Annotated in this window: 2 protein-coding genes; one reads left to right on the top strand and one right to left on the bottom strand. The window is 60.9% G+C overall.

Annotation, left to right across the window (positions count from 1 at the left end):
• The coding region (locus JNL86_06520) for a DNA alkylation repair protein (GenBank protein ID MBL8042555.1) at positions 1-1,025 on the top strand (1,025 nt) is incomplete at its 5' end.
• Here the strand turns inward: JNL86_06520 and JNL86_06515 are convergent.
• Positions 1,022-1,627: a short chain dehydrogenase gene (locus tag JNL86_06515; GenBank protein MBL8042554.1), complete on the bottom strand. Its 606-nt coding sequence runs from the start codon at positions 1,625-1,627 to the stop codon at positions 1,022-1,024. The two genes, JNL86_06520 and JNL86_06515, sit on opposite strands and share 4 nt — an antisense overlap.
• Between the last annotated feature and the right edge of the window lie 208 nt (positions 1,628-1,835).

Raw genomic sequence — 1,835 nt, 5'->3', positions numbered from 1 at the left:
TGCTGGAGGGGTATGACGATCTAGCATTGATGCCGCGCGCCTGGAAGATCGCACATGCGTTACGACGGTACTTGCCGGGTGACTATGAACAGGCTCTTGCGATCCTTCTGGCCTCGCTCGACCGGCAATCGAAGCGAACGGCCATTTCGGGCATGGGCGCCTTTGTGTTTCTTCCCCACGTGTTCTTCGTGGCTGAATACGGATTGGACCATTTCGAGGCGTCCATGCGCGCGCAATATCTGCTGACGCAACGGTTCACGGCGGAATTCAGTATTCGCCGCTATCTCGAACGGCACCAGGCGGCAACCTTGGCTCGCCTGGCTGAGTGGACGACCGATCCCAGTGAAGATGTGCGACGCCTGGTTTCCGAGGGCACAAGGCCACGATTGCCATGGGCGCCGAGACTGCGCGCCTTCCAAGATGATCCACGGCCCGTGCTGGCCCTGTTGGAGCGGTTGAAAGACGATGTGTCGCTCTACGTGCGCCGCAGTGTGGCCAACAGTCTCAATGACATCGGAAAAGACCATCCCGACGTGCTGGTAGAGACGGCTACAAGGTGGCTGGAGCATGCAACGGAGGAACGCCGCTGGATCATTCGCCATGCCTTGCGGTCGGCGGTCAAGCGGGGAGAAGCAGGGGCGCTCCGTGTCCTGGGCTTCGGCGACAAGGCGGTAGTGGCAGTGGAGAAGGTGCGCATCACGCCGTCACGGCCTCCGATCGGGTCGTCAGTGCGCATTATGTGCGAGGTGGCGAGCCAGGCGTCCGGGGTCCAACGGGTGTTGGTCGATTTACGCGTGCACTATGTCAAGGCGAACGGCAAGCAGAGCCCGAAGGTGTTCAAGTTGAAGACGGTGGAACTCGCGCCAAAGCACACCATCGCCTTCAGCAAGACGTTGGCGCTGACGCAATTGACCACTCGCACGCACTACCCTGGCCTGCACCGGATTGAGCTGCTCGTGAACGGCCACGCCTATCCGCTGGGCGCATTTCATGTTACGGCAGGGTCATCGGCAGACGATTGCTAGGCGGCGACTTTCCTCGGATCCAATGTCTGTCCCGTCATGGTGCCTTCCACGCTGGCCAGATAGGCCTGCGCCACTTGATCCGCGGGAATGCCGATGGATGGATCCATTCCTCTGGCAATCAGTGTTTCCGTGACCCAAGGCGGGCTGACGACATTCACGCGCTGGCCGCGTGGTAAATCGATGGCGGCGGCGCGGACAAATCCTTCCAATCCGGCATTGGCCATGCTGATGGCGCAGCTGCCTTTCATGGGTTCCTGGCTGAGCACGCCGCTGGTGAGCGTGAAGGAGCCATGGTTGGTCACGAACGGTTTGCCGATGCGGATCAGATTGGCCTGCCCCATCAGTTTGTTCTTCAGGCCGATGAAGTAGTCGTCATAGGTCAGGTCGTCCAGACTCGCGAACTTGGCGATGCCGGCGGTGCTCACCACGGCATCACAGGTGCCGACCGCTTTGAACAGGCTGGTGATAGAATCCGGCGCGGCCAGATCGACGTGAAACGTCCCGCGTGTGTGTCCCACCGTCACCACGTCATGACGTGTCGAGAGGAGCTTCACGACGGCTGTTCCGATGGTTCCTGTTCCTCCGATCACGATCACTCGCATGGCAGTTCTCCTTCGGTTGTGTGTGGCGCAGTGCAGGCACGGACTCCCTGGTCGTGCAGGGCGTGCCGTCTATTCCGGGCAGTCGATGACATACTGTGGTGTGGCCGACGGGTCGGTGGCGGGCTGGATGTGGCGGCAGGGCGGAATATCCGCTTGGAGCCGCCGCAGCAGCAACGCAAATTTCATATTGGGCGGTACCTCGCAGAGC

It is taken from the genome of Nitrospira sp., from assembly GCA_016788885.1.
Lineage (GTDB): Bacteria > Nitrospirota > Nitrospiria > Nitrospirales > Nitrospiraceae > Nitrospira_A.
Note: the sequence above shows the minus strand (reverse complement) of the source record. Positions and strands in the feature narration are given on the sequence as shown.